At 48.9% G+C, this 282-nt stretch carries 1 pseudogene; it reads left to right on the top strand.

Going from position 1 to position 282, the window contains the following annotated elements:
- A pseudogene (locus ASF86_RS19810) lies at positions 1-282 on the top strand (hypothetical protein); the annotation flags it as partial.

Genomic DNA, 282 nt, shown 5'->3' with positions numbered 1-282 from the left:
AAGACCTGATTACAGCAATTACGGTTCCTGAAGACTTAAATGGCGACGGTATCTTAAACGCTGCGGAACTTGGTACAGACGGTACTTTCAATGCACAAGTGGCATTGGGACCAGATGCAATCGAYGGCACAGTRGTCAATGTTAACGGTACWAACTACACCGTAACAGCAGCTGACCTGACCAACGGCTTTATCACAGCAACTCTTGCGGCAACAGCGGCAGATCCTGTGACTGGTCAGATTGTGATTCAYGCTGAGGCTGTAGATGCACAAGGTAACGTGG

It is taken from the genome of Acinetobacter sp. Leaf130, from assembly GCF_001423205.1.
GTDB classification, from domain to species: domain Bacteria; phylum Pseudomonadota; class Gammaproteobacteria; order Pseudomonadales; family Moraxellaceae; genus Acinetobacter; species Acinetobacter calcoaceticus.
Note: the sequence above shows the minus strand (reverse complement) of the source record. Positions and strands in the feature narration are given on the sequence as shown.